Raw genomic sequence first — 22148 nt, 5'->3', positions numbered from 1 at the left:
GTTCAGAGGGTACGGAGTCGTGCGTTTGCCTGTTCAAATTCAGGCATATTGGATGCCCCTTCCAGCTCCACGGCCAGAGAGGCGAAGGCGGAGGCCCAGGTAGCGGCCTGCACCAGACTATTTCCGGCGGCAAGCGATGCGGCCAGCGCACCGTTGAAAGCATCGCCGGCACCGGTGGTATCCACGGTGACGGCTGGGAAAGCGCGTATATGACTGAACTGGCGGTTATCCAGCAGCAGCGCACCGCGCGACCCCATCGTAATCAGCACTTTTTTAGCGCCGAGTCTGGCGATACGTAGCGCCGCTTCTTTTGCCGTATCAAAATCGCTAATGTCGATCCCCGATAATAAAGATGCTTCCGTTTCATTCGGCGTAATGACATCTACAAAGGGGATGCTGGGGATAATTTCAGCAGAATAGGGGGCGGGATTAAGAATAACTTGCTTACCCAGCTCATGCGCTATCTTGATTAGTGAATGAGTAGCATCGAAATTATTTTCCAGCTGAACCAATAAAACATCTGATGAAGATAATTCCGGAATAATTTTCTGAATTTCACTATAGGTAATAGTAGTATTTGCCCCGGAATAAATAGCAATCATATTTTCGCCGTTTTCCTGAGAAACATAAATAATCGCATTACCGGTTGGTTCACTCTCTGACTGATAAAGCGTGTAAGAGTGAATTGCAGAGCGAGTTAAATGATCTGCTGCTAAATGACTGAACTGATCTTTACCCACCTTGGCAACAAAATGCACCTGAGCACCGGCTTTACTGGCGGCCGTTGCCTGGTTTGCACCTTTCCCTCCCGGTCCCAGGCTGCTACCCAGCGCCATTAGCGATTCACCGCCTCGCGGGAAGCGTTCCACCTTCGCCACAATGTCAACGTTGAACGAGCCAAATACACATACCTTACCCTGCATAACTTTTCCTTTTTGTCGCTCATCGCCTGGTGATTTACGGTGATTAAGAGGTTGCAGCAGCACCTCAAAACTATCACCGGTTTCAGAAATAAGTTCCGCCTGCAAACTACGGCGCGAAATAATTGCTCCGCCATAACAGCGCTGCACCAAGCCCATCGCCGCAAGAGTATTTAAATCACTGCGAATCGTTTCTTTCGTGACATTAAAATGAGCAGAAAAATAATTAACATAACCACGTTCATGTTCATCTAAATATCGTAAAATAGACTTTCTACGTTCTTCAAGAAACATAATTAACCCCGATATCACCGTTGCAGTATACGAACCACCTAAGGGTGGAAGAGTGACATCAATCCCATGTTTCCAGACGAAACGGAAGCAAACAAAAATGAAGAAAAAGAATAAACGGAAAAGCGATATTCCCGGTTCTATAGGAAGTAAAATAATATATATATCATTAACATATATAACGGCATAACATTCTGCGGATTACGAATAAATGCGCAGAATGTTATTAAATTTAGTTCTGCTCGGCAATCAGCAGCGCCTGGGTGTCCGGCTCCAGCGCCTGGAAAACGTGCTGCCGATCGGCGGGATAGCAGATGTAATCGCCTTCCCCCAGCTCTTCCGGCGCTTCCGTCAGGCCGACCCGCGCCCGCCCCTGGGTGACAATAATATGCTCCACCGAACCCGGCGGATGGGGGTGGGAAATGCGGTCCGCGCCCGGCTGAGTCAGCAGAAGATAGATATCGCGCCGGGCGCCCGGCGGGCAGGCGGCCAGCAAAATCGCCTGATAGTTCGCCTGCTCGGCGACCACCTTCGTCCCCTCGCCGCGGCGGATCACCTGCGTGGTGTTGACCTGCGGCTCCAGCAGCCGGGCAAAGGGAATATCAAGAGCCACGCACAGCGCCCAGAGGGTTTCCAGGCTCGGGTTGCCGTTGCCGGATTCCAGCTGCGATAACGTTGATTTGGCAATTCCCGCCCGCCGCGCAACTTCGGCAAGGGAAAGGCCGGTGCGCGCGCGCTCACGTACCAGGCTTTTGGCAATCAGGCTAATTGGCTGAGTCATACAGCCCTCCGTGTTTTTTATAACGAACGATTCGTTCGTCTTGAAATGCAATTCTGTTACGTTCATTATAATGGAAATTCGTTCGATATGGCTAAAGAGTATGAAACAGCACTTCGCCGCGCTTAAGGGCGACACCCTCAGAGCAATTGTTTTAGTCTGCCTCGCGGTAGGCATCGTCGGGATGTCCTACGGCTCGTTGGCCGTCGCCTACGGCTTCCCGATTTGGGTCCCCTTTGTGCTTTCGGTTTGCGTCCTGGCGGGCGCTTCAGAGTTTATGTTTATCGGCATTGTCGCCAGCGGCGGCAACCCGCTGGCGGCGGCGGCGGCCGGGCTGCTGGTCAACGCGCGCCATATTCCCTTCGGCGTAACGGTGCGCGACCTGGTCGGCCAGCGCGCCGCCAGCTTCCTCGGCTGCCACATCATGAACGATGAAAGCGTAGTGTTTGGTCTGTCGCAGAAAACCCCCGAGCAGCGGCGGGCCGCCTACTGGCTGTGCGGCTTGGGCGTGGCGCTGATCTGGCCGTTGGGCGCGTTGTTAGGCGCGGGCGTCGGCAAGCTGCTCCCGGCGCCGGAGACCATTGGCCTCGATGCGGTATTCCCGGCGATTCTTCTGGCGCTGGTGGTGCCGGCCTTTAAAAACCGCACCACGTTGATCCGCGCCTGTAGCGGAGCGGCGCTATCGCTGGCCGCCGTGCCTTTCGCGCCGGTTGGTCTGCCGGTTTTACTGTCGCTGTTTGGCCTGCTGACGAGGAAAAAATAATGGGCAATATGACGCTATTTATCGCCGGTATTGCGATTTTGTCGCTGGGCACCTACTTAATGCGTTTAGGCGGAGCGAAGCTCGGCAGCCGGCTGGCGTTTTCCGAGCGCTCCCAGGCGCTGCTCTCCGATGCGGCGACGGTACTGCTCTTTTCCGTGGCGCTGGCGACCACCTTTTACGAGGGCGAACATTTTGCCGGGATGGCGCGGGTGCTGGGCGTTGGCCTGGCGGTGTTCCTCGCCTGGCGCAAGATGCCGCTGATCGTGGTGATTATCGCCGCCGCCGTGGCGACGGCGCTGCTGCGGATAGCGGGTATCGCCTGACCCGGCCTACGAAACCCGCAATATCAAGTAATTACGCAATTCCTGTAGGCCGCGAAAGCGAAGCGCCGCCGGGCAGCTGCAGTTAAGGAATTACTGCATTTGTACTTCGAGCCAACGGATAACAGGCGCCATCTCCAGCGGTTTTTGCTGATCGACGATAAACACCGGCCCCAGCCGCATGGGTTCCGCCCGCTGCGCCAGCTGAGCCAGCTCCGGGAGATACTCTTCGCCCGGGTGCCCCGGCCTGCGATCCTGCAACCGGCTGGCATAGCGCGACACCGCAAGCTCGGGCGAGATGCGGTTCCAGATCTCCAGAACCTTTTCAACGCCCGCCTGCTGCAGCTGCCGCTGCAACGTTTCGCGCGGCTGAAAACCAAACCAGGCGTCGATTAACCAGATACAGCCTGCCGGAGCGTGGCCGACGATCGACCAGATGACTTCATAAGCGGCGCAGCCCAGCTGCCGGTTGAAAGATCTGTCGATTTCGCTAAAGCACGCCATAAACGGCTCTTTAATACCGTCGATAGTCAGCTGCGGCAGATTGAAGGTTGCCGATAGCTGCCGGGTGACGGTGCTTTTGCCCGAGGCGGGAATGCCGTTAATTAAAATCACCGTTTTGCAGCCGGGTGTGAGATGTCTGTTCATAACAACGCGACGACCTCCTCTCTGCTGCTGGCGGCCCGCAGCTTCGCCATGGTCTCGTTATTATCGAGCAGGGCGATAATCGCCCGGATGCCCTCCTCAATATGGGCATTGCTGTCCTGCGCGCCGAACATAATGACAATATCCGCCTTCTCGCTATCGGCAAAATGAATCGGCTTATCCAACACGACCAGGCTAAAACAGTTACGCCTGACGCCACATTCCGGCCTGGCGTGGGGGATAGCGACGCCTTCATCGAAAACGTAATAGGCGCCGTGGTTCAGGGTATTATCGATTACCGCCTGACCGTAATCCGCCGAGATATACCCTTTCGCGACCAGCGGGCTGGCCGCCAGATGGATCACTTTCTGCCAGTCGGACTCCATGACGCCGACCTGAATCGCATCGGCCTCTATCAGCAGTTCTTTTATCGTCATCATCACTCCCTAAATATTGCGGCGAATTACATTGCGTAACTCATCAATACGCACAAAGAGCGCATCTATCTCCTGCCGATGACTCTTACTTTTGGCATACACCGCCAGCGCCCGGTTATACATCAGCGTTAAGGCTTTCTGTATTTCGCCATTAGCCGGGTTGCCCTGTAGTTCCGCTTCCAGTCTGGCTATTTCCCCGGCCAGCTGACGGGACTGTTCGTCATAATCCTGCGGTGGTTGACTCTCTTTTTTCCACAACGTTTTCAAAGATTCAAACATAGCGAGCACCTCCCTGACGGACAGCAGGGCAACAAAATACGGTTTAAAATAAGCTTTTATTTAAACAGCGCGATTTTTTCTATTAATACATGGGTGACCGCGTTATTCGCCGGAATTAAAAATTTGCGTACGCTGTCGTTCACTTTGCCTTTTTCAAAGGTGGTTTTACAGCGATCGACCCACTGGACATTCATTTCAGTGCCGACGTTCACCTTGTTAATGCCTTCAGTGACGGCCTGGCGCATATCTTCATCGCTGACGCCGGTACCGCCGTGCAGCACTAACGGCACGCCGGTCGCGGCGCTAATCTCTTTTAGCCGCTGGTGCTGGATTTGCGCCTTACCGGTATACAGGCCGTGCACCGTGCCCACGGAGACCGCCAGCATATCCACCCGGGTCTCCTCCACAAAGCGTTTGGCGTCCTCCACCGTGGTGAAGCAGATATCCTCCGCGGCCACGGCTTTGCCGTCTTCCGATCCGCCGATCGCCCCCAGTTCGCCTTCTACCGTGATATTCCGCGGGCGCGCCATCTCCACCACGATGCGGGTATTGCCGATATTCTCTTCCAAATCCAGATGGGAGCCGTCGTACATCACTGATGTAAATCCGGCATCCATGGCCGTTTCGATGGCGCTAATATCAGAGCAGTGATCCAGATGCAGGCAGGTCGGCACGTTTTCACTTTCCGCTAATGAACGAACCGCATCCACCAGTAACCGGTAGCCAAGATATTCCGCCGTCCCGGTAGAGATTTGAATCATTAACGGGCTATGGCTTTGTTGCGCCGCTTTAAAAAATGCTGGCAGCATTTCAATACAGTGCAAATTAAATGAGCCAATGGCCTTAAAATTTCTTTCCTGCGCAATTTTCAGAATAGCGTTGAAGTTATACAGACTCATGAACATTTTCCCCTTTCGGCTTCGCTGATTTACCGTTTACGAACCATGCCAGTGCGGCAACAAAAACAATGAACAGGGCGACAAATAGCCAGTTATTCTGGAAAGCGTGGCCTAATACCAGACCGGAACTAATGACGTCCGAATCGCTGAAGGTGACGCCGGTAAAACCGTAGCTTTCCAGCATCGGTACCAAAATGGCGGGCAGGAAGGTGATAAACAGGCCGTGAATGACGCCGCCAATCATCGCCCCGCGGCGGCCGCCCAGCGCGTTGCCGAAGACACCCGCCGTCCCCCCGGCAAAGAAGTTGGTTAACAGGCCGGGCAGGATCATCGCCAGGCCAAACATGGGAAACACCAGCATGCCGATGATGGAGCCGACGGTGGTCGCCAGGAAGCCGACGATCACCGCGTTAGGCGCATAGGGAAACAGCACCGGGCAATCCAGCGCGGGCTTAGCGTCCGGGACAATGCGCATCGCAATCCCGCGAAATGCCGACACCAGCTCGTTAAGCAACAGGCGCACGCCGCTGTAGAGAACGAATACCCCCGCCACAAACTGAATGGACTGCATAAAGGCGTACATCAGGTAGTTAATGCCGTTGGAGAACTGCGCGATATATTCCGGGCCCGCCGCAACCGCGGGGATGAGGTACATCGGCACCATCACTACCGCCATCGCGAGATAGGTATCCTGAAGAAACTTAAAGTTATCCGGTAATTCAAGGTCTTCTGTTGAGCGAGACCCTTTCCCCACCACTTTAGCCACCGCCGCCTGCACCAGATAGCCGATAGTGCAGAAGTGCCCCAGCGCCACGTCATCGGAACCGGTAATGCGCCTGACCACCGGCTGCGCCAGGGCGGGCATCAGTACCGCCATCACGCCGCCGAAAATACCGCCGGTTAAAATCAACGGAAGCCCGGTCAACCCGGCTTTATAACCAATCACCGCGCCGATAGTCGCCATCCACAGCAGCGCCTGGCCGGTCAGAAAAATATATTTAAGCGGCGTCAGGCGGGCGATAATGATGTTGACGGCAAAAATCACCATCAGGGTCAACGCGACTTCGGAACCTAATTCACGGTTGGCTAATCCGGCAATGGCGGCGACATCGGTAATGTAGCCTTTCATGCCAAATCCCTGCGTGAAAATATCGTTAAGGAACGTTAGCGTGGCGACAATAATGTTGATCCCGGCCATCATAATTAAGAAACCGAGCAGCGTTTTAAACGTCCCCTCTGCCGTTTTACCCGCTGATTTTTTTTGCAGAATCAGGCCCAGCATCGCAATAAATGCAATTAATATCGATGCCTGGCCGAGTAAATCTTTGACGATAAACTCTACAAAGCTATTCATAGTCCGCTACCTTCAGGTTACGTTCTTTTAAGAATGCGACGATCTTTGCCTCAATCTCGTCTTTATCCGTCAGCTTATGCAGTACCACTACGCGTTTAATTTCCTCCTCGCTGGCATCCGCCGTTAATATATCGGCAAAGGTTTTTTGCGTCAGAATCATATCTGATTTAAACGCCCCGGCTTCGGAAATAGTGGTATGTTCAATCTGTGCTGGAATCTCCAGCTTCTTTAAAACCGCCTTCGCCGTCATTTCAATGGCAAAGCTTGAACCGAGGCCGCAGCCACATACGCATAGAATTTTCAGCATGTAGGGTCTCCTCAAATTATATTGAGTTGTTTGGCAAGTTTATAATGATGTCCTTCAGTGTCGACCAGACGTTTTTTCATACTAATTAAATCAATCGGAATAGGTTTGTTACTTGCATTAATTATAATGGCTTTATTTTTCATCCCTGACTGAATGCAGCGAACCACTTCACTGGCCATAATCGTGCCCTGGTAGATCTCTTCGCAGGTCGGATCGCCATTGCGCAAACCGTAGCCAACGATAGTTTTACGAATACGCACGCCAATTTGCGGTTCGAGCTGCTTAATCATGGTATCAATGGCCCCCTGAAATCCGGGAGAGTATTCCCTGGTGTAGCCTTCAGAGCACAGGATCACCACGCTGTTCTGCTGTGTCAGCTTATGCTTCACCCGCTCGGCCAGCGTTTCCAACGGCAGCTGCGATTCCGGGATCAGGGCGATATCGGCGTTACTTTTTATCGCGGATTGCAACGTTAACTCTCCACAATACCCTCCCAGAATTTCGACCATAAACACGCGGCCCGGTAATGCTCTTCCGGTATTTCTTAAGCGGGAAACTTCTTTAATAATCTGCTCGCAGGCGGTGGAGAAACCAATCGTATAATCACTGCCGTACACATCGTTATCGATAGTCATCCCGACGCCAAAGCAGTTAATATCAAATTCGCTCAGCGTATTGAGAAACTGCAGGCTACCGTCGCCGCCGGCCATAATCAGCACATCAATGCGCAGTGATTTAATTTTTTTGGCTATTGTTTCATATTCGCTGCGCAGCAACCGACGGCTGGTGCGCCCGGAGGTAATGATCGGAATAGAGGCGATGGAGAAATCGACCAGATCGCGCCAGGCCACCTCCTGATGGTTTTTATCCAACAGCCCAGGTATTCCACCATTAAAAATAGTGATATCGGCATTCGCCAGTCTGGCAATCTGGAATATAAAATTATTAATTCCTGAAACATCGCCGCCGCTAATAACAATGCCAATTTTCATTGCCCGTCTCCGCTGTTTTGCCTGCCCACATTTTTCCCTGAGTTCAAGGGCATTATTTGCAAGAGAGATCACAATATGCTGATAAATCTCTGCCAGCCTAATATTGACATCGGGTTTATTAGCGCATTTTTTGTGATCAATATCTCTTTTATAAAATGGGATCGTCTTAACAGTTACGTTTTTATTTTCTTTTATATCATTAGGTTACTTGAGGAGATAATTTCGCCGGCGGGCTGCCCCTTTTCATCTTTAAGCCCAGCGATAATGAAAAAGCAGAAATGTGATAAATAGCGCATTTTTTTACGTCAGGAAGGTTCATGGCGCGTTTATCGCCCCGTTCAGGCTGTCCGGTTCTTCGGCCGCTTGCGGGCGGGGCGCCAGCTTTTACACCCCATCAAATCGGTGGCGATCTTCATCACATTCTAATCAAAACGTAGTTTCATTTTTATCTAATGGCGTAGAAAGTACTCAGTGTCTAATAAAAATAGTAGTGTCTAGTGTCTAAATAAAATCGACGCTATTTTCTACTCTACCCAGGACATTGAAAAATGGCGCTGTCGGCAAAAGAAAAGTTATTCCAGAAAATAGTGACTCATTATGCGCATAAACCCGCGGGGTTCACGGCTCAGGACTGTGCGGACTTTATGCAGGTTAACCGCAGCGTTATCAGCCATTACCTTAACAGGCTGTGCGATGACGGCCATCTGAGTAAAGAAAATACCCGGCCGGTGCGCTTCTTTGTACAGACCAACGGTAAGGAAAGCGTTCAGGCATCACTCATAGTGTCGAAAAAGCACGACGCCTTTCAGCCGTTGATTGGCGCACACGGCAGTCTGGCCGAAGCCGTCGCGCTGTGCCGCTCAGCGGTGGACTACCCCGGTGACGGCTTGCCTATCCTGCTCTCCGGAGAGAGTGGCGTCGGCAAAAGCCACCTGGCGACGCTAATTTATCAGTATGCCCTCGAACGCGGCGTTATCGCAGCAGACAAACCTTTCGTTGAGCTTAACTGCGCCGACTACGCCAATAACCCGGAGCTGCTTTCGGCGACCCTTTTCGGCTATATCCGGGGCGCTTTCACCGGAGCCGACCGCGAAAAACGCGGCGCCTTTGATGATGCCGATGGCGGGTTTCTGTTCCTCGACGAGGTTCATCGCCTCTCGGCAGAGAACCAGGAAAAGCTATTTCTGTTTATGGACAAGGGGTATTTCTACCGCCTTGGCGATAACCGTACGCGCCATCCGGCGTCGCTGCGCTTTATCTTCGCCACAACGGAAAATATCGACACCGTCCTGCTCAACACCTTCCGTCGCCGTATTCCGGTGCGCGTCACGCTGCCAAACTATATTTCGCGTCCGCTTACCGAGCGCGTCGCGCAGGTCAGCCACTTTTTGCATCAAGAAGCGCACAGCCTGCGTCGGGATATCCATCTCGATAATCAGCTGATGCATCAGCTGGTCGCCTCACCGGTGCGCGGCAATATCGGGGAGTTAAAAAACCAGATTAAAGTGATGTGCGCCAGCGCCTGGAGCGATAATCGCGAGGCCGAGGTTATTACGCTACGCGGCCCGGCGTCCGGCGGCGAAATAATCCGTATTGCCGCTAATGCGGATAATGACGCGCTGTGCGCCAGCCAGTTTCTGCCAAAGGCGATGCGCGATGAGGTGATTTTTCGCGACTTTTGCCACAGCGGTAACGTGCTGCTGCTGAATCGCAAAATGGAACAGCTGCTGACCACCGTCAGCGGCGCGGTTGCCGCCGAGGCGCTGTACAGCGGCTATATCTGGCAGAACACCGTTCACGCTCTCGACGAACTGGAGAGTTTGACCGGCATCTTCTGTAGCCAGGAGATCCGCAAGGCGGTCTGGCTCTGCGTCAGCTACGCGCTCCATGACGCTGAGGAGACGGTCAATGCAGGCGAACTGCAAACCATTTCCGACTATGTCTCCGCGAAGGCGCGGCTGCTGGCCGAGGAGTGTCTCGCCTTGCTGAGCAAACATGTCACCCGGCAGCCGCTGCCCCTGCTGCTGCCCCTGCTAAGCTGCGCTTTTCATACTCTCGCCGGCGAAGACGATCCGATTCAGGGGATTATCGTTTCCCACGGCCGCGCCACCGCGTCGAGCATTGCCGGTATCGCCAACCAGCTGACCGGCGGCTACTACTTTAAAGCCTTCGACATGGCGAACGCGACGTCGACCAGGGAGATTATCGACCTGCTGATCGCCCATGTTTCCCGTCTTAAGCAGGGGGCGGGGCTGATTATTCTGGTGGATATGGGGTCGCTAAAAGAGATTTACGAAGAGATTAAGCTCCATCTGCATGGTGAGCTGTTGGTTATCAACAACGTCAGCACGGCCATGGCGCTGGATATTGCGGCCAAAATCCAGGACAAGCTGTCGATGGAGGCGATTATTGAGAGCGCCAAAGGAGCGTATGAGGTGGAAACGCGCTACTACGCGGGCGTGTTGCCGGGCAATAAAATCATTATCTCCTGCATCTCCGGCGAAGGGATCTCCCGCAAGCTGAAAGATATCGTCCAGCGTTTCCTGGCCCAGGAGGAGATCGATATCATTACGATGGAGTATGACGATCTGAAATGGAAAATCGCCCACGCCGATCCGGCGCTGAACGGTACGCGGCTGATCATTACGACTACCGATCTGGAGGCCGGGTATATTCCGCTACTTAGCGTAGAGCAGCTGATTAAAGAAAAGACGCTGGTGTTAAAACGTGATTATTTCAACGGGCTGCTAATGGAAGGCGGTCTGGAGCCCATGATTGATGAAGTGGTCAAGCTATTCACGGTCGAAGGCGTCGCCAGCCGGCTTAATTTCCTCAATCCGGTGGTAATCATTGATGAAGTTGAAGCGGTCATTAAACAGTATGAATCCTTCTACAAAATCCATTTTGAAAGCTATCTGCGCATCAATCTGTTTATGCATATCGCGCTGATGATCGAACGGGTGATGGTGAATAACGGCGTACGCCATCGCGAAGAAACTGCGCTGACGCTTGAACAGCAGGCCTTTGTCGCCGTCCATGACACTTTTTTCCAGGCCCTGAACCGCAAATACAATATCACCCTGCCGCTCACTGAAGTGCTGATGATTTATGAAATCATGGAGCCATGGATCGCCTTTGCCCCTGAACATTAACCCTCCGCGGTCGGCGTCGTCTGGCCGCGCGCTCGACACTGCCGAACCACGCCTTTTCAACACTGAAAACAGCGTCCAGAAAAACTATTTTATCGTTTAAAAACATAAAGATAAAAACATGGCACGGTGATTGCTAAATCTCCCTCAGCTACCCAGAACATATTAAGGAACGCAAATGCGAGAGATGTACATCGCAACTCATGGCCGCTATGCCGAAGGGATTGTCTCAGCATTAAATCTGCTGATTGGCGACGATCATGGCGTCACGCCCGTCTGCGCCTACTGCGGCGAAATTGGTTCGACGGCTGAACTGGCCACCCGCTTTGACGCTATCGCCCGGCTGGCAGCCGGTCGCGGCAATGAGCTGGTGCTGTTTACCGATATGCCCGGCGGCAGCGTCAACAATACCGCCGTACAGATGATGGTCAAATACCCTCACGCGCACGTTATCAGCGGCGCCAATCTGATTATGTTGATGGAGTTTTGCATGTCGGAACACACCGATACCGCCCAGCGGCTCCAGGACGCATTTGCCGCCGCCAGCGGAGCAATGCAGTACATGAATCTGCTGCCGGAAATCATGGCGGCGCGCCAGGCGACACAGCATAAAACGCAGGACAATATTGATGATTTCTTTGCCGGGGAGGACAGCCTGTGACTATCGCACTTGAAGCGCTTGATAGCCGCTACTTCTTACCGCAGCCGGGGCTGGATCGTGCCTGGCTTGACGGGGCCATCGGCGACGTCCTGATCCGGCTTGACGCCATGCTGCCGCGCTTTACGGCAACCTTTCCTGCCGCCAGCGCCAGCCATGGCCGCTATGAAAGCGTTGAAAGAGTCGACTGGACCGAGGGATTCTGGACCGGCATGCTGTGGCTTGCCTGGGAGGTCACCGGCGACGAAAAATATCGGGCGGTAGCGGAAAGCCTGCTCGATAGTTTTGAAGAGCGGCTCGATAAGGAAATCAAGGTTGATACTCACGACCTCGGCTTCCTCTATCTGCTCTCCTGCGTTAACGCCTGGAAACTCACCGGCAACCTGCGCGCCCGCGAACTCGCCCTGCGCGCGGCCGAACTGCTTTATCGCCGCTTCAACGCCACGGCGGGCGTGATTCAGGCGTGGGGAGATTTAAACGACCCGGCGCGTCAGGGGCGAATGATCATCGACTGCAACCTCAATGTTCCGCTGCTGTTTTGGGCCGCCAACGAAACCGGTAACCCACGGTGGCGCGAGGCCGCCAGCCGTCATCTGGCGCAGGCCGCACGCTATCTGGTGCGTGAGGACGCCTCTACTTTTCATACGTTCTATATGGATGTTCATAACGGCAAGCCGCTACGCGGGGATACGCACCAGGGGTTCAGCGATAGCTCCTGCTGGTCGCGCGGTCAGGCCTGGGGAATTTACGGTTTTGCGCTGGGATATACCCACACCGGCGATGCCTGGCAGCCCGAGCTCTCTCGCCGCCTGACGCACTATTTTCTTAACCGCCTGCCGGAAGACTTTGTCTGCTATTGGGATCTGATTTTTACTGCCGAAGATAACCAGTACCGGGATACCTCTGCGGCGGCGATCGCGGCCTGCGGACTGGCGGAACTGCTGAAGCTATTACCCCTTACCGACCCGCTGCGTCCGGCCTACGGCAACGCTATTGAACTGATGATGCGCAATTTACGCGAGCGCTACTTTGCCCACGCGCAGGACGGCCTGCTGCGCGAAGGCGTTTATAACTTTGGCCGCAATATGGGCATTAACGAACCTAACCTCTGGGGCGATTACTTCTATTTCGAAGCCCTGGTTCGCCTTTCCCGCGTCTGGACACCCTACTTTTGCTAACTGGAGCTACACCATGATTTCTTTAGTACGTATTGACGATCGTTTAATCCACGGACAGGTTGCCGTGGTATGGACCAAGCATCTGGGCGTGAACCGCATCCTGGTCGCCAATGACCAGATCGTGAATAACGAAGTGCAGAAAATGTCGCTGCGCATGGCGGCTCCCGATACCGCAAAGTGCGCCATCATGGCGGTAAAGGATGCAGGCGATGTGCTTAACGACCCGCGTTCGGAAGCCATGAAAATTATGGTGATCGTTAACAACGCCGCCGACGCCCGTCGGCTTGTCGAGCAGGTGCCGGGAATAAAAACGTTAAACGTCGCTAACTTCGGGCGCATCACCGACAATCTGGCGGCGAAAAAGCGCATTAGCGATACCGTCTACGTGACGCCGGAAGATGTGACGGATTTCCACGCCATCGCCGACAGCGGCGTTGCCGTTGAATACCAGGTCCTGCCTTCTCATCCGGTAAAAAACCTGATTGAGATGCTGGGCAACGCCGCCAGCTAAACGAGGTCGCTATGTTAACTTCCGCAATTCTTGTTGCTGTCATTATGTTTCTGGTGAAAACCGCCGACCATACGCTGGGCCAACCGCTGATCGAACGTCCGCTCATCTGCGGCGCGCTGGTGGGTCTGGTGCTGGGAGATTTGCAGCAGGGGATTATCATCGGCGCCACGCTGGAGCTGATTTTCCTTGGCACCATCACCATCGGCGGCTCGGTTCCTGCCGATCTGGCGGTGGGTTCGGTGCTGGCAACCGCTTTTACGATCCTGACCCACGCCGAACCGCCGGTGGCCGTTGCGCTGGCGCTGCCGATCAGCCTGCTGGCGGTGTTTGTTTATCAGGTGCTGAAGCTGGTCTATACCGCTCTGGTTGAAAAATACGATGCGCTACTGGAACAAGGGCGTGACCGTGCGGCGCTGGGTCTGACGCTCGGTATGACCTTCTTTTACGGCATCCCCTTCGCCCTGATCGCCTTTTTTGGCGTGCTCTTCGGCACCGAGGTCATCCGCAGCCTGGTCGAGAGCATTCCGGGTACGGTCATGCGCGGCATGACGGCGGTTGGCGGCATTCTCCCGGCTCTCGGGTTCGCCATTCTGCTGAAGGCGCTGTGGAACCGTAATATCGCCGCCTTCTTTTTTATCGGTTTTGCGATGGCGGCTTATTTGCAGCTGCCGATTATGGGGATCGCGATTATCGCGGCCTCGGTAGCGGTCTATCTGTGCTTTAACGAATTCAATCAACTTAAAGCGAATAAACAAACGGCAACGGCGGCTGCGCCCGCTTCAGTCGACGATAAGGATGGGTTCTTCAATGACTGATATCCAGACACCTGGCGTTAGCGCTTACGCCGATGATAAAAGCGAGAAAAAGCTTTTCCGTCAGCTTTTTATCCGCCAGTTTCCGCTGCTGGGGTCGATGAACTTCACCCGCATGGAGGGATTAAGCTACGGCTGGGCGCTGGCGCCGATGCTGAAGAAAATCTACGCCAACGACCCGCACCGTTATCTTGAATCGCTTAAGCGAAACAGCCAGTTCTTCAATACCAACCAGCATCTGGCGCCCTTTATTATGGGCCTGACGCTGTCGATGGAAAAGGAGAACGCCGCCAACCCGAACTTTGATACCTCGAGTATTAACGGCATCAAAGTGGCCTTAATGGGGCCATTTGCCGGGGTAGGCGATTCATTTTTCTACGGCGTGCTGCGTATTATCGCCACCGGGATCGCTATTGGCCTGGCGTCGCAGGGCAATCCGCTTGGGCCGCTGCTGTTCCTGCTGATTTACAATATTCCCAGCTATCTGCTGCGCTATTACGGCGGCGTGATGGGCTAGCGCTTAGGCTCGAAATATATCGCCGAAGCGACGCAGTCGGGACTGCTGAGCTGTATAACGAAAGCCTCGTCGATTATGGGGTTAATGATGGTGGGGGCGATGAGCGCCAGCATGGTGAAATTCACCACTACCTTTAAAACCACCATCGCCGGACAGCCCTTTGTGCTGCAGGAGATCCTCGACAAAATTTGCGTTGGCTTAATTCCTCTGCTTTTAGTCCTGGGCTGCCTGAAGCTACTGAATAAAAAGGTTAGCCCGAATAAGGTATTAATTATGCTGATTGTCTTTGGCTTTGCCGCTGCGGGTATTGGCATAATTTAACGCTTCCCTGGCTCCCTTTAATAAAAGGGAGCCGTCCTCTTACTCGTGATGTATATCGACGCAAATAAAAAAACCAACCAGTGTCGAATTAATACTCAACACATAAAAACAACTCCATGTATTTTAAGGTTTTTATATTCTGGCACAGCAATTGCTATTTAATAAGTGTCTTTTATTACTTTATCGAAATGACGGTATTCTATAAATCCTACAGGAATAAAAATGAAAATATTACGCACGCTTTTAATCGGCATACCGCTGTCCTGCTTTACACTAAATACGTTTGCCGCGGCAACCTGGGTTGATAATCGCTACGCGCATACTACGGCTTCGGAGAAAAATCAGTATAAAATTGGCCTTGGCCATATATTTGATAATGGCGCAGGGGTGCTGGCCTCAGCAATGTATGACCTCGGACAAGATTTTAATCAAATGAAAAGCTCGTTCCAGGAGTTTGAAGGCTGGTATCCGATCCCGCTTAATGAAAAATGGACGCTGACGCCGGGCGGATTAACCGATATTGATAATAAAGGAACAAAGCTGGCTCCTTATATCAGTCTCGATTATAAAATCAGTAAAACCTTAAGTTTTAGCAGCCGCTATCGCTATAACCATATGACCCATAAAGATCGCGATTACAACGGCTATATGGATTATAACGACAGCCATCAGTTTGACCTGTACCTTAATTACCAGGCGACCGAGAAACTGTGGCTCCAGCTCAACCCGGAGTTCTTTGTCAACACAAACGACTTCAATGCCTCTAACGGGCAGAAAACTCACTGGGAGCCAAGTATTGTGGCGCGCTACCGCGTCGATAAACACTGGCTCCCCTATGCGGAAGTCGCCTGGCTCGATCAGGATCAGAATCACGACGATCAGGTGCGATTCCGCCTCGGCATTCGCTATTACTTCAATTAAACGCCGTAAAGGGCAGCTTCGCTGCCCTTCTGGTGTCGCCCGCAGGGCTTACTGCAAACGCACGATAAACGGTGAGAATATGGCGCTGCCTTTGACGTTTTCACGCTCGCCACGGGCATAAATACCCATACGCGCGCCGATCCATTTTCCCGCCCCGGCGGAAAACTGCGGCGTCACCTGCCGCCATTCACGCTGCGCAAGCCGATAACGAAAATGGACCACCCCGTCATAGTCCACCTGAAACCCTAGCTCAATCTCCTTGCAACCGGTGACCTCCTCAAGTCCGATGGATTGTTGATGCGTTTCACCGCGATCGTCTATCCATCCGTGGCATAGCGCGAGCTGCAAATTCGCCGCGCGGTACGTTACGCACAGTGCGGCAAAGCGCTGACCGTAAATCGCGATCCCCGCTTCATCGCCATCCTGAGAAAACATCGGATCAACCGCGGTCTGCACGTCAAAACGTTCAGCGGGAAACTTTTGCAGCAGCAGTTGAGGTAAGCGATACAGGCTGATATCGCCTGAGGTTAGCGCGCAGCGCAAGCGTAGCCCTTGCTGATGAGGCGTGAGCCAGTGGCGCTGGGGGTTTGCCTGCCATTGCCATTGAACACCGGGCTGGCCGTGCCGGAAATCGTCGCTGGTCTGTAAACAGCACGGCGCAACGGGCAATGCGGGTAAACGATGCAGGCTGACGGGCTGGCCTTTACCGGTGTCATTAAGCCTCTGGCCAATTTGCGGCCAGCCGTCAGCGCCCCAGCAAAGCGGCTGAAGATGCACTATCCGGCCATACACGCCTTTGTCCTGAAAGTGGAAAAACCAGTTTTCACCATTCTCCAGTTCAACCCACGCCCCCTGATGAGGACCATTTATCGGCGAATTCCCCTGGTGCAGGACATCGCGACTTTGCCATGGACCAGATAGCGTCGGGGCGCGCATGACCGTTTGCCAGCCTCGCTTGACGCCGCCGGCCGGGGCGAATATCCAGTATTCGCCGTTACGCTTATACAGCTTGGGGCCTTCCAGAGTGGGATGCGAGGGCGTTCCGTCAACAACGATCCGGCCGTTATCCAACAGCCGGGATGCATCCGGCGCCATTTCAAAAAGCTGGAGCTTATTTTTCACCCCGCTGCGGCTAAAAGCAAAGGCGTGAATCAGCCAGGCTCGCCCATCATCGTCCCAGAACGGACAAGGGTCTATCCAGCCGGGGGAGGCGTTCAGACAATAGGGTTCGCTCCACTCGCCTAACGGATCCCGGGCGTGGGAAACAAAAATACCCTCGTCGGGAAAACTGTAGAAAACCCAAAACTGGCCATCATGAAAACGAATGGAGGGCGCCCAAATCCCCTTTCCCGGCTGAACGCTGTCATATTCCGGCGAAGGCAGGCGTTTAACAATATGGTTAACGATTTGCCAATGGATGAGATCGCGTGAGTGGAGAAGCGGTAAGCCGGGCAATTGATGGAAACTGGAAGCCACCATCCAGAAATCATCGCCTGTGCGAATGACATCGGGATCGGCATAATCGGCATGAATCACGGGGTTTTGATAGAACAGCGGCATAGCGGGGACCTTTTATTGTCGACTGTTCATCGCGTTGCAATAAGCGGACCATCGAATAAAAATACTTAATTAACAATGAAATAAATATTTCTGTAGACACAAAAAAAGCGCCCCTTGGGCGCTCTTTCGACAGTAGCTTTACGCTTATTTATTCAGTTCCGCAGTCATGTGCACGCGGTTACCGGTAAACGCTTCGGTAATTTTGTAAGACGATGCGCCTGCGGCCTGGGCCTGAGCGGCGATTTTCGCTTCTGCACCGTCCATCGTTGCGGCGGTTGCGGTCACGGTTTCCGCAGCGAAGGAACCAAAAGAAGCGGCCAGAGCGATAACTGCGACAAAAGTTTTGATGCTTTTCATGATATAAACCCTTTACGTTAGTTGTTTGAATAAGGCGCCGTGCCTTGATGTGATAAATAGTAGCTCGCACACCGCCAAACAAAAAGCGGAAGGATTTGTTGTCATCATTCAAAAAAATTGACTTAAATTTAACCCGCGATTAACCGCTGCGGATGCGTGTAAACGGTCGCCCTGCCCGGCTTGCAGAATCCCACCAGCGTCAGGTTGCAGCGCTCGGCGACGTCAACCGCCAGCGTGGTAGCGGCAGAGACCGCAAAAAGGATTTCCACCCCGCACATGGCCGCCTTTTGCACCATCTCATAGCTGGCTCGGCTGGAGACGAGTGCCGCGCCGTTCTGCCAGGCGCCTTCTGACTCCGCTCGGTGTCCCAGGAGTTTGTCCAGCGCCACGTGGCGACCAACATCTTCGTGACCGCCCGCGAGATCCCCGGAAGGGCGCACCCAGGCCGCGGCGTGAGTACAACCAGTAAGGCGGCCTATCGGCTGAAAATCATGCAGGTGCGCCAGCGCGCGATCGAGATTCGCCAGATCGAACGTCTGGGTAAAAGGCAGCGGCTGCACGGGCTTGCCGATATCGTTGAGCTGCTCAACGCCGCATACGCCGCAGCCGGTGCGCCCGGCCAGCGCGCGACGGCGCTCTTTCAGCCCCATAAAGCGGCGGCTGGAGAGTTCGATTTGCACTTCAAGGCCGTTACAGGCCTGAAGGACGTCCATACCATAAATCTCGCCCCGGTTTTCGATAATCCCTTCGGATAAGGAAAAGCCCACGGCGAACTGCGCCAGGTCTTTCGGCGTCGCCATCATCACCACGTGCGAGATGCCGTTATAGACCAGCGCAACGGGTACCTCTTCAGCTAACTCGTCTGGCTGAGGATGTTGCAAATTTTGGCGCTTCCAGAGCGATACCTGGCGATAACCTGTGATATCTGTCACATTTTCGATTTGTTCAAGAGGCTTCTTGTTCACTTTGTCTTAACCGTATTGGAACAGGCATACACACAATGTGGTATTCTGTTTATATCCCTTCGGGAACGAGGGAAATTACCCCTAATTCTGAACCTTTGCGGCCCTTACCGCAAAGCAAATAACTATATGTGACAATGTCGAAACAAGGAGCGAACCATGCAGGTCAGCAGAAGGCAGTTCTTTAAGATCTGCGCTGGCGGTATGGCAGGAACCACGGCAGCGGCGCTGGGCTTTGCGCCCGGTTTAGCGCTCGCGGAAACACGGCAGTATAAGCTGCTGCGCACCCGCGAAACCCGTAACACCTGCACTTACTGTTCCGTCGGCTGTGGGCTGTTGATGTACAGCCTCGGCGACGGCGCGAAAAACGCCAAAGCGTCTATCTTCCATATCGAAGGTGACCCGGACCACCCGGTCAACCGTGGTGCGCTCTGCCCTAAAGGGGCCGGTCTGGTGGACTTTATCCACTCCGAAAGCCGTCTGAAATTCCCGGAATACCGCGCGCCAGGCTCTGATAAATGGCAGCAAATCAGCTGGGATGAAGCGTTCGACCGTATCGCTAAGCTGATGAAAGAAGACCGCGACGCCAACTTTGTCGCGCAGAATAGCGAAGGCACTACCGTCAACCGCTGGCTGACCACCGGTATGCTGTGCGCCTCCGCCTCCAGTAACGAAACCGGTTATTTAACCCAGAAATTTACCCGCGCGCTCGGTATGCTCGCGGTCGACAACCAGGCGCGCGTCTGACACGGACCAACGGTAGCAAGTCTTGCTCCAACATTTGGTCGCGGTGCGATGACCAACCACTGGGTCGACATCAAGAACGCCAATCTCGTGGTGGTGATGGGCGGCAACGCCGCTGAAGCACACCCTGTTGGGTTCCGCTGGGCGATGGAAGCCAAGATTCACAACGGCGCGAAGCTGATTGTGATCGATCCGCGCTTTACGCGTACCGCGGCGGTGGCTGATTTCTATACCCCAATTCGTTCCGGTACTGACATTACCTTCCTGTCAGGCGTCATCCTGTACCTGCTGAACAACGAAAAAATCAACCGTGAATATACTGAAGCCTATACCAACGCCAGCCTGATTGTGCGTGAAGATTACAGCTTTGAAGACGGTCTGTTCAGCGGCTACGACGCCGAAGCCCGCAAGTACGATAAAACGTCCTGGAACTATGAGCTGGATGAAAACGGCTTTGCCAAACGCGATACCACGCTGCAGCATCCGCGCTGCGTCTGGAACCTGCTGAAGCAGCACGTTTCCCGCTATACGCCGGAAGTTGTCGAAAACATCTGCGGGACGCCAAAAGCCGACTTCCTCAAAGTCTGCGAATACATCGCGGAAACCAGCGCGCACGATAAAACCGCGTCGTTCCTGTACGCGCTGGGCTGGACGCAGCACTCCATCGGCGCGCAGAACATCCGCACCATGGCGATGATCCAGCTGCTGCTCGGCAATATGGGCATGGCGGGCGGCGGCGTAAACGCCCTGCGCGGCCACTCCAATATTCAGGGTCTCACCGACCTGGGACTGCTGTCGCAGAGCTTGCCAGGCTATATGACGCTGCCGAGCGAGAAACAGACTGACCTGCAAACCTACCTCGCCGCCAACACGCCGAAACCGCTGTTGAAGGGCCAGGTGAACTACTGGGGTAACTACCCGAAATTCTTCGTCTCGATGATGAAGGCCTTCTTTGGCGATAAAGCGACGGCGGAAAACAGCTGGGGCTTTGACTGGCTGCCGAAGTGGGATAAGGGCTACGACGTCCTGCAATACTTCGAGATGATGAACCAGGGTAAAGTGAACGGCTATATCTGCCAGGGCTTCAACCCGGTAGCGTCGTTCCCGAACAAAAACAAGGTTGTCGCGTCGCTGTCGAAGCTGAAGTTCCTGGTGACCATCGACCCGCTCAACACCGAAACCTCCACCTTCTGGCAAAACCACGGGGAGTCGAACGACGTCGATCCGACGAAAATCCAGACCGAAGTGTTCCGCCTGCCGTCCACCTGCTTCGCCGAAGAGAACGGTTCTATCGTCAACTCCGGCCGCTGGCTGCAATGGCACTGGAAAGGCGCGGACGCCCCGGGGATTGCGACCACCGACGGTGAGATCCTCGCCGGCATCTTCTTACGCCTGCGCAAGATGTACGCCGAACAGGGCGGACCGGCGCCGGAACCGGTGCTGAACATGACGTGGAACTACGCCACGCCGCATGAACCGGCATCAGAAGAAGTCGCGATGGAAAGCAACGGTAAGGCGCTGGCAGATATTACCGACCCGGCAACCGGGGCGGTGATCGTCAAGAAAGGCCAGCAGCTCAGCTCGTTTGCGCAGCTGCGCGATGACGGCACCACCTCCAGCGGCTGTTGGATCTTCGCCGGTAGCTGGACGCCGGACGGCAACCAGATGGCGCGTCGCGATAACGCCGACCCGTCGGGCCTGGGCAATACGCTGGGCTGGGCATGGGCGTGGCCGCTCAACCGCCGCATTCTGTATAACCGCGCCTCCGCGGACCCGGCGGGTAAACCGTGGGATCCGAAGCGCCAGCTCCTGAAATGGGATGGCGCGAAGTGGGGCGGCGTGGATATTGCGGACTACAGCGCCGCGGCGCCGGACAGCGATGTCGGGCCGTTTATCATGCAGCCGGAAGGAATGGGGCGTCTGTTCGCTATCGATAAGATGGCGGAAGGGCCGTTCCCGGAACACTACGAGCCGTTTGAAACGCCGCTGGGCACTAACCCGCTGCACCCGAACGTGGTCTCGAACCCGGCCGCGCGCGTCTTTAAAGGCGACCTTGAGCAGATGGGCAAAGCGGATAAATTCCCTTACGTCGGCACCACTTACCGTCTGACCGAGCACTTCCACTACTGGACCAAGCACGCGCTGCTTAACGCCATCGCGCAGCCGGAACAGTTCGTGGAGATCGGCGAGAAGCTGGCCAACAAGCTCGGCATCGCCCATGGCGATACCGTGAAGGTCTCCTCTAACCGCGGTTATATCAAAGCCAAGGCGGTGGTAACCAAGCGTATTCGCACGCTGAAAGCGGACGGTAAGGATATCGATACTATCGGTATTCCGATTCACTGGGGCTACGAAGGCGTGGCGAAGAAAGGGTTTATCGCCAATACCCTGACGCCGTTTGTCGGTGATGCGAACACGCAGACGCCGGAGTTCAAGGCTTTCCTCGTGAACGTGGAAAAGGCGTAACGGAGAC

21 protein-coding genes and 1 pseudogene are annotated in these 22148 nt (G+C 54.2%); 10 read left to right on the top strand and 12 right to left on the bottom strand.

Translation table 11 applies throughout. The features are described from left to right. Positions 1-2: 2 nt before the first annotated feature. Complete coding sequence (locus BWI76_RS00580; RefSeq protein WP_004870651.1) at positions 3-1214, bottom strand: PfkB family carbohydrate kinase; 1212 nt, start codon at positions 1212-1214, stop codon at positions 3-5. Positions 1215-1443: 229 nt separating this feature from the next. Beyond that, positions 1444-1992, bottom strand: a complete 549-nt coding sequence (locus BWI76_RS00575) for a helix-turn-helix domain-containing protein (RefSeq protein ID WP_024360593.1) — start codon at positions 1990-1992, stop codon at positions 1444-1446. Positions 1993-2092: 100 nt separating this feature from the next. Here BWI76_RS00575 and BWI76_RS00570 point away from each other — a divergent pair, with 100 nt between their 5' ends. Continuing rightward, positions 2093-2752: an AzlC family ABC transporter permease gene (locus tag BWI76_RS00570; RefSeq protein WP_004870653.1), complete on the top strand. Its 660-nt coding sequence runs from the start codon at positions 2093-2095 to the stop codon at positions 2750-2752. After that, positions 2752-3075 (top strand): AzlD domain-containing protein, encoded by a 324-nt coding sequence (locus BWI76_RS00565; protein ID WP_004870654.1) that lies wholly within the window; start codon positions 2752-2754, stop codon positions 3073-3075. Before BWI76_RS00570 ends, BWI76_RS00565 begins: the two co-directional genes overlap by 1 nt. Positions 3076-3165: 90 nt before the next feature. Here the strand turns inward: BWI76_RS00565 and BWI76_RS00560 are convergent, their stop codons facing one another. The 7 genes from BWI76_RS00560 to BWI76_RS00530 are packed head-to-tail and all read right to left on the bottom strand — an operon-like array spanning position 3166 to position 7985. Continuing rightward, positions 3166-3720 carry an AAA family ATPase gene (locus BWI76_RS00560; protein WP_004870655.1) on the bottom strand — a complete coding sequence of 185 codons (555 nt, stop codon included), beginning with the start codon at positions 3718-3720 and terminating at the stop codon, positions 3166-3168. Next, the gene (locus BWI76_RS00555) at positions 3717-4154 is read right to left on the bottom strand and encodes a PTS sugar transporter subunit IIA (RefSeq protein WP_004870656.1); all 438 of its coding nucleotides are present in this window, start codon (positions 4152-4154) and stop codon (positions 3717-3719) included. Before BWI76_RS00555 ends, BWI76_RS00560 begins: the two co-directional genes overlap by 4 nt. 9 nt (positions 4155-4163) lie before the next feature. Further along, complete coding sequence (locus BWI76_RS00550; protein WP_004870657.1) at positions 4164-4433, bottom strand: hypothetical protein; 270 nt, start codon at positions 4431-4433, stop codon at positions 4164-4166. A 56-nt stretch (positions 4434-4489) separates the two neighbouring features. After that, on the bottom strand, positions 4490-5332 hold the full coding sequence (locus BWI76_RS00545; RefSeq protein WP_004132840.1) for a class II fructose-bisphosphate aldolase: 843 nt from the start codon (positions 5330-5332) through the stop codon (positions 4490-4492). Further along, positions 5319-6686: a PTS sugar transporter subunit IIC gene (locus BWI76_RS00540; RefSeq protein WP_004132841.1), complete on the bottom strand. Its 1368-nt coding sequence runs from the start codon at positions 6684-6686 to the stop codon at positions 5319-5321. The genes BWI76_RS00545 and BWI76_RS00540 overlap by 14 nt, the downstream gene beginning before the upstream one ends. Continuing rightward, positions 6679-6993 (bottom strand): PTS sugar transporter subunit IIB, encoded by a 315-nt coding sequence (locus tag BWI76_RS00535; protein WP_004127154.1) that lies wholly within the window; start codon positions 6991-6993, stop codon positions 6679-6681. The genes BWI76_RS00540 and BWI76_RS00535 overlap by 8 nt, the downstream gene beginning before the upstream one ends. Positions 6994-7004: 11 nt before the next feature. Continuing rightward, positions 7005-7985 carry a 6-phosphofructokinase gene (locus tag BWI76_RS00530; protein ID WP_004132843.1) on the bottom strand — a complete coding sequence of 327 codons (981 nt, stop codon included), beginning with the start codon at positions 7983-7985 and terminating at the stop codon, positions 7005-7007. Between the two features lie 548 nt (positions 7986-8533). On the opposite strand from BWI76_RS00530, the gene BWI76_RS00520 reads away from it, so the two are divergent. The 7 genes and pseudogenes from BWI76_RS00520 (at position 8534) to BWI76_RS00490 (ending at position 16052) form a co-directional block, all read left to right on the top strand. Next, the gene (locus tag BWI76_RS00520) at positions 8534-11137 is read left to right on the top strand and encodes a sigma 54-interacting transcriptional regulator (RefSeq protein WP_004132849.1); all 2604 of its coding nucleotides are present in this window, start codon (positions 8534-8536) and stop codon (positions 11135-11137) included. Positions 11138-11312: 175 nt separating this feature from the next. After that, positions 11313-11795: a PTS sugar transporter subunit IIA gene (locus BWI76_RS00515; RefSeq protein ID WP_024360599.1), complete on the top strand. Its 483-nt coding sequence runs from the start codon at positions 11313-11315 to the stop codon at positions 11793-11795. Next, entirely contained in the window at positions 11792-12970 is a 1179-nt protein-coding gene (locus BWI76_RS00510) for a glycoside hydrolase family 88 protein (RefSeq protein WP_004132851.1), read from the top strand. The genes BWI76_RS00515 and BWI76_RS00510 overlap by 4 nt, the downstream gene beginning before the upstream one ends. Positions 12971-12983: 13 nt before the next feature. Beyond that, a complete protein-coding gene (locus tag BWI76_RS00505) occupies positions 12984-13481 on the top strand; it encodes a PTS system mannose/fructose/N-acetylgalactosamine-transporter subunit IIB (RefSeq protein ID WP_004132852.1) in 498 nt (165 codons plus the stop codon). Between the two features lie 11 nt (positions 13482-13492). Then, on the top strand, positions 13493-14296 hold the full coding sequence (locus BWI76_RS00500) for a PTS mannose/fructose/sorbose/N-acetylgalactosamine transporter subunit IIC (RefSeq protein WP_004132855.1): 804 nt from the start codon (positions 13493-13495) through the stop codon (positions 14294-14296). Then, positions 14277-15131: pseudogene (locus BWI76_RS00495) on the top strand (PTS system mannose/fructose/sorbose family transporter subunit IID). Before BWI76_RS00500 ends, BWI76_RS00495 begins: the two are co-directional and overlap by 20 nt. Before the next feature lie 222 nt (positions 15132-15353). Beyond that, on the top strand, positions 15354-16052 hold the full coding sequence (locus BWI76_RS00490) for an oligogalacturonate-specific porin KdgM family protein (RefSeq protein ID WP_004132856.1): 699 nt from the start codon (positions 15354-15356) through the stop codon (positions 16050-16052). Positions 16053-16100: 48 nt separating this feature from the next. On the opposite strand, the gene BWI76_RS00485 is transcribed toward BWI76_RS00490, so the two are convergent. The 3 genes from BWI76_RS00485 to fdhD all read right to left on the bottom strand — a co-directional run bounded on the left by BWI76_RS00485 (position 16101) and on the right by fdhD (position 18934). After that, positions 16101-17612, bottom strand: a complete 1512-nt coding sequence (locus tag BWI76_RS00485) for a glycoside hydrolase 43 family protein (protein ID WP_004132857.1) — start codon at positions 17610-17612, stop codon at positions 16101-16103. A gap of 144 nt (positions 17613-17756) precedes the next feature. Then, entirely contained in the window at positions 17757-17969 is a 213-nt protein-coding gene (locus BWI76_RS00480) for a YdgH/BhsA/McbA-like domain containing protein (RefSeq protein ID WP_004127125.1), read from the bottom strand. 128 nt (positions 17970-18097) lie between these two features. Then, positions 18098-18934, bottom strand: a complete 837-nt coding sequence (fdhD, locus tag BWI76_RS00475; protein WP_004132858.1) for a formate dehydrogenase accessory sulfurtransferase FdhD — start codon at positions 18932-18934, stop codon at positions 18098-18100. Between the two features lie 156 nt (positions 18935-19090). Here fdhD and fdnG point away from each other — a divergent pair, with 156 nt between their 5' ends. Continuing rightward, positions 19091-22141: a formate dehydrogenase-N subunit alpha gene (fdnG, locus tag BWI76_RS00465; RefSeq protein WP_098140182.1), complete on the top strand. Its 3051-nt coding sequence runs from the start codon at positions 19091-19093 to the stop codon at positions 22139-22141. Positions 22142-22148 lie beyond the last annotated feature (7 nt).

This window comes from Klebsiella sp. M5al (assembly GCF_002090195.1).
Taxonomy (GTDB): Bacteria; Pseudomonadota; Gammaproteobacteria; order Enterobacterales; family Enterobacteriaceae; genus Klebsiella; species Klebsiella grimontii.
Note: the sequence above shows the minus strand (reverse complement) of the source record. Positions and strands in the feature narration are given on the sequence as shown.